This window comes from Pseudomonas sp. K5002 (assembly GCF_013386655.1).
Lineage (GTDB): Bacteria > Pseudomonadota > Gammaproteobacteria > Pseudomonadales > Pseudomonadaceae > Aquipseudomonas.
On the sequence record NZ_JACARK010000169.1, the window covers coordinates 1 to 5,608 of the forward strand.

Below are 5,608 nucleotides of genomic sequence, written 5' to 3' on the forward strand. Positions count from 1 at the left end.
GCCAGCTTGATGGCCGCTTCGCAGGCTTCGGCGCCGCTGTTGAGCAGGTAGGCCTGGTCGCTGCCGGTGCGATGGCACAGGCGGTCGGCGAGGTTCAGTTGAACGCGGTTGTGCAGGCTGTTACCGGGATTGATCAGCGATTGGGCCTGATCGGCCAGCGCCTTGGTCACTGCCTGTGGGCTATGGCCCAGGCTGTTGGCGCCGCCACCCTGGCTGAAGTCGAGATAGGCGCGGTCTTCGCTGTCCCACAGCCAGGAGCCCTGGCCGCGTACAAACACCTGGGGCGGGCGGGCCACGCTGGGCATCAGGCAATCGCTGGAAAGATCGTCTCGCAGAGCCGGGGTCTTCGCCTCGAGGATCAGATCATCCAGGCTGGGGGCGGGGCGACGCAGGTTGAACAGGTTCATGGATGAACCTCTTTGGCAATCGCACCTTGGTCGGTATTACCGATAAACCCATGGCGGAGGTTTTTTGCCTTGCCTATGCAAACACCGTCAACATAAACACTACTCATCTTGCTTTCCGGCCCTGTAAGCCCTGTGAATAGGCGCTAGACTAGGCGCCTTGGGGGCACTCGGCCATTTCGATTTTCCAGCATTTTCGATAAGCATTACTTATGGATTTCAAGCAACTGCGTTATTTCGTCGCGGTGTACGAAGAAGGCCATGTGGGGCGGGCAGCGGAGCGCCTGTCGATCTCCCAGCCAGCTTTGTCGCAGCAGATTCGCCAGCTCGAGCAAAACCTTGATGTGAGCCTGTTCGAACGCAGCAGCAAGCGCCTGCTGCCGACCCTCGCCGCCCACACTTTGTATAACCACGCCCTGCCCTTGCTCGACGGTATGCAGCACGCGGTGGAAGCACTGCGCAACTTCAAGGGCCAGGCACTGCGCACCTTGGCGATCGGCGTGCTGCAAACCGTGCACACCAGCCTGGTGCCGCAGATGCTCGAACGGGTGCGCAAGGCCCAGCCGCATCTGGTCGTACAGATCTACGAGCTGACCGGGATGGAAATCGAACGCCGGCTGCTCAACGGCTCGCTGGATATCGGCATCAGCTACCTGCCGCCACGCCAGCCGGGGCTGCACGGCGTGCTGCTGTATGAAGATGAACTGAAGGTGGTCATCCCGGCTGATCACCCGCTGCGGGAATTCAAGAAAGTCTCCCTGAAGCAAGCCGCCGAGTTACCCATGTTGCTGCTTGGGGAAGAGTTTCAGGTGCGCCAGATATGGCAAGGTCAATTGGCCAACCTGGGCCGACGCCCGCAAGTGCAGGCCGAGTTGAATACGATGGCGGGGATTCTCGACAGCCTGCCCCACACCAAGCTGGCGACGGTGCTTCCCGGACGCTCCCAGGATGAACACAACAGCAAGGCGTTGCTGTGGAAACCCTTGAGCGAACCACGGGTGCCGTTGAAAGTGGGGTTGGTGTGCCGGGATGTGCAGCGCCAGCAGGCGACGCTGGAATTGTTGCGCACGCTGCTGGAAGACGTGATGAACGCGCCCGCCTGACTTTTTCGCAGGCAAAAGAAAACCCCGCCGAAGCGGGGCTTTGCAGACTGTTTCCCTGACATCCATTTCACTCCGCCTTCCTGGCAGAATCCTACGTGTCCGTGTTGTTGCTTTGCGCTTCCTGCGCGACGTCCATGTGAAGTAGATTATCCGTGGATCCAATTTGGCGATAGAGGACGAATAGCAGCACGTCATGTAAGAGAATGCTTACACGCCCTCCAAGTCCTTAGAACAGTGCTTCATCCAGCAAGAACAGCGATTCGCTACCGGCTTTTACCGAGGCGCTGAGGGACGCGATCCGCGGCAGCAAGCGCGCAAAGTAGAAACGCGCGGTGCCCAGCTTGCTCGCGTAGAAGTCTTCCTGAGCCTCTTTACCCAGAGCCGCCTTGGCCATCAGGGCCCACATGTAGGCATAAGCCATGTAGCCGAACGCGTGCAGGTATTCCACGGATGCCGCGCCGATTTCATTCGGGTTGGATTTGGCGCGGTCCAGCAGCCAGGCGGTCAGTTCGTCCAGGTCATCCACGGCCGCGTTCAGCGGTTTGGTGAATTCGGCCAGTTCGGCGCCGGCAGTGGCGGTGAAATGGCGGATCTCATCAGCGAACAGCTTGTAGAACGCCCCGCCGCTGCCGACGATCTTGCGTCCCACCAGGTCCAGGGCCTGAATGCCGTTGGTGCCTTCGTAGATCTGGGTGATGCGCACATCACGCACCAGTTGCTCCTGGCCCCATTCGCGAATGTAGCCGTGGCCGCCGAAAACCTGCTGGCCGTGCACGGTGGTTTCCAGGCCCAGGTCGGTCAGGAACGCCTTGGCAACCGGGGTCAGCAGAGCAACCAGATCGTCCGCGCGTTTGCGGACGGTGGCGTCTTCGCTGAACTTGGCGGTGTCGAGCTGCATCGCCACATAGGTGGAGAACGCACGGCCACCTTCGTTCGAGGCTTTCATGGTCAGCAGCATGCGCCGCACGTCCGGGTGGACGATGATTGGGTCAGCGACCTTGTCCTTGGCTTTCGGACCGGTTGGCGAACGGCTTTGCAGGCGGTCGCGCGCATATTCGATAGCGTTCTGATAAGAGCGCTCACCGGAGGCCAGGCCCTGGATGCCCACACCCAGGCGCTCGTAGTTCATCATGGTGAACATCGCGGCCAGGCCACGGTTAGGCTCGCCCACGAGGTAGCCCACGGCTTCGTCGAAGTTCATCACGCAGGTCGCAGACGCCTGGATGCCCATCTTGTGTTCGATGGAGCCGCAGGTCACCGGATTGCGCGCCCCCAGGCTGCCGTCGGCATTGACCATGAACTTGGGCACCAGGAACAGCGAAATACCCTTGGGACCCGCCGGTGCGTCCGGCAGCTTGGCCAGCACCAGGTGGATGATGTTCTCGGTGAGGTCGTGCTCGCCACCGGTGATGAAGATCTTGGTGCCGCTGACCTTGTAGGAACCGTCTGCCTGAGGCTCGGCCTTGGTCCGAATTATCCCAAGGTCAGTGCCGGCATGAGGTTCGGTCAGGCACATGGAACCGGCCCACACGCCGGAGTACATATTCGGCAGATAAGTGGCCTTGAGCTCTTCACTGGCGTGGGTGTTGATCGACACGCAGGCGCCGGAGGTCAGCATCGGGTAGAGGCCGAAGGCCAGGCCCGAGGAGTTGATCATCTCTTCTACCTGGGCCGACACTGCCTTGGGCATGCCCATGCCGCCGTACGCCGGGTCGCCGCCAACACCTACCCAACCGCCTTCAGCGTAGGTTTTGTAGGCGTCCTTGAAGCCAGCCGGGGTGAAGACCGCGCCATTCTCCCAGCGGCAGCCTTCTTCGTCGCCGCCGCGGCTGAGCGGGGCGACGGTCTTGGAGGTGACTTTGCCGGCTTCTTCGAGGATTGCCTCAACGGTCTCGGCGTCGACGGTTTCTGCCAGCGCGGGCAGTTGGGCCCAGAGTTTGGCGACCTCGAAAACTTCGTTGAGGACGAAGCGCATATCGCGCAGCGGCGCTTTGTAGTCAGCCATGGCAAACCTCGTGAGAACTTTAACGTTATTCGGGTGGGGTCGGTTTTACAGACCCCGAGTGTAACCGAACAACTTTTGTGACACATAGGGTCTGCTTGTGACCAACAAGTATTTTACGGTCACTAAAGCGCAAACAGCTCCGCCGGCAGACTCATCAGGCACTCACTGCCCGCCTCCACCGCCGCCCGGTGCGCGGCCGTGCGCGGTAGCAGGCGCTTGAAGTAGAACTCGCAGGTCGCCAGCTTGCCTCGGGCGTAATCGGCATCACCGCTACCGCTGTCCAACTGCTCCTGCGCCACCAGCGCCATGCGCAGCCACAAGTAGGCAAGGATGATGTAGCCGCTGTACATCAGGTAATCCAGGGCTGCGGCGCCGACTTCATCCGGGTTTTTCATGGCTGCCATGCCTACCTTGACCGTCAGCTCACCCCACTGCTGATTCAACTGGTTGAGCTGAGCCACATGGGCCTTGAGTTGCGGATGTTCGGCGTTGGCCGCGCAAAACTTGTGGACGATTTTGGTAAAGCCGCGCAGCAGCTTGCCCTGGCTGCCGAGTACCTTGCGCCCGAGCAAATCCAGGGCCTGGATGCCGTTGGTCCCTTCATAGATCGGCGCAATCCGGCAATCGCGAACCAGTTGCTCCATGCCCCATTCACGAATGAAGCCATGGCCACCGAACACCTGCATGCCGTGGTTGGTCACCTCCAGCCCGGTTTCGGTCATGAACGCCTTGCAGATCGGCGTAAGGAAGGCCAACAGGTCTTCGGCTTCCTGGCGTTGCCCCTCGTCGCCACTCAGGTGTGCGGTATCGAGCAACTGTGCCGAGAAGTAGGTCAATGCGCGGTTGCCTTCATTGAAGGCTTTCATGGTCAGCAACATGCGCCGCACATCCGGGTGGACGATGATCGGATCAGCGGCTTTTTCGGGTGCCTTGGCGCCGGTCAGCGAGCGCATCTGCAAGCGGTCGTTGGCGTACTTGATCGCACCCTGGAAGCTCGCTTCCCCCAGGCAAAGGCCCTGCATGCCGGTGCCCAGGCGCGCATGGTTCATCATGGTGAACATGCAGTTGAGGCCCTTGTTCGCCTCACCGATCAGGAAACCCCGGGCGCCATCGAAGTTCAGCACACAGGTGGCCGACGCCTTGATGCCCATCTTGTGCTCGATGGAGCCGCAACTCATCGTGTTGCGCTCGCCCGAGTCGGCATGGAACTTGGGCACGATAAACAGCGAGATTCCCTTGGTGCCGGCCGGCGCATCCGGCAGCTTGGCCAGCACCAGGTGGATGATGTTGTCACTCATGTCATGCTCGCCGGCCGAGATGAAAATCTTGCTGCCGGTGACTGCATAACTGCCGTCGGCCTGCGGTACGGCGCGGGTCTTGATCAGGCCAAGGTCGGTGCCGCAATGGGCTTCAGTCAGGCACATGGTGCCGGTCCACTGGCCCGCGGTGAGTTTGCTCAGGTAGGTGTTTTTCTGCTCTTCAGTGCCGTGGGCACGGATCGCCGACATCGCACCGTGGGTCAGACCAGGGTACATGCCCCAGGACGTATTGCTGGAGGAGATCATCTCCGCGAGCACCAGGCCCAGGGACATTGGCAAGCCCTGCCCGCCGTAGGCCGGGTCAGCCGCCAAACCGTGCCAGCCGCCTTCCACGTACTGCGCGAAGGCTTCCTTGAAGCCCTTGGGCGTGGTCACCACACCGTTGTCGAAATGGCAGCCTTCTTCATCGCCGGAGCGGTTCAACGGCGCCAGGACGTTTTCGCAGAACTTCGCACCTTCCTCGAGGATCGCGCCGACCATGTCCGGGCTGGCATCGCTTGCACCCAGCGCGGCGTAGTGGCCGTGGAAGTCAAAGACGTGATCAATCAGAAAGCGCATGTCGCGCAGGGGAGCTTTATAGTCAGGCATGGCAATGTCTCCGGCAGCAGATGCCTTCAACCTACTGCCCCACGGCCCACCGGACAATCACTGTAGGGCCGCTGAATACACCACCATCACTCAACCGGCAGCGCTGTCCATGCGGACCGCGCCGCGGCGGGTCTGCCCCGCAGCGACCACGCAGTTACGCCCCGCGCCCTTGGCGTTGTACAGCGCCTG

General features: G+C 61.2%; 4 protein-coding genes. 1 reads left to right on the plus strand and 3 read right to left on the minus strand.

Annotated elements, in window-relative coordinates; genetic code table 11:
* Positions 1 to 407, minus strand: a 407-nt coding sequence (locus HX846_RS09430; protein WP_178965309.1) for an aminotransferase class III-fold pyridoxal phosphate-dependent enzyme, incomplete at its 3' end; no start/stop codon positions are given.
* Between the two features lie 209 nt (positions 408 to 616).
* Between HX846_RS09430 and HX846_RS09435 the strand changes: the two genes are divergently transcribed.
* The gene (locus HX846_RS09435; RefSeq protein ID WP_003211052.1) at positions 617 to 1,507 is read left to right on the plus strand and encodes a LysR family transcriptional regulator; all 891 of its coding nucleotides are present in this window, start codon (positions 617 to 619) and stop codon (positions 1,505 to 1,507) included.
* 226 nt (positions 1,508 to 1,733) lie between these two features.
* Here the strand turns inward: HX846_RS09435 and HX846_RS09440 are convergent, their stop codons facing one another.
* Positions 1,734 to 3,512 carry an acyl-CoA dehydrogenase C-terminal domain-containing protein gene (locus tag HX846_RS09440; RefSeq protein ID WP_178965310.1) on the minus strand — a complete coding sequence of 593 codons (1,779 nt, stop codon included), beginning with the start codon at positions 3,510 to 3,512 and terminating at the stop codon, positions 1,734 to 1,736.
* A gap of 122 nt (positions 3,513 to 3,634) precedes the next feature.
* Positions 3,635 to 5,419, minus strand: coding sequence for an acyl-CoA dehydrogenase C-terminal domain-containing protein (locus HX846_RS09445; RefSeq protein WP_087694737.1), 1,785 nt, complete (start codon positions 5,417 to 5,419; stop codon positions 3,635 to 3,637).
* Between the last annotated feature and the right edge of the window lie 189 nt (positions 5,420 to 5,608).

Excerpts from the sequence above, each read along its gene's own strand:
- HX846_RS09445 (WP_087694737.1), bottom strand. The coding sequence starts at position 5,419 with ATGCCTGACTATAAAGCTCCCCTGCGCGACATGCGCTTTCTGATTGAT.
- HX846_RS09435 (WP_003211052.1), top strand. The coding sequence starts at position 617 with ATGGATTTCAAGCAACTGCGTTATTTCGTCGCGGTGTACGAAGAAGGC.
- HX846_RS09440 (WP_178965310.1), bottom strand. The coding sequence starts at position 3,512 with ATGGCTGACTACAAAGCGCCGCTGCGCGATATGCGCTTCGTCCTCAAC.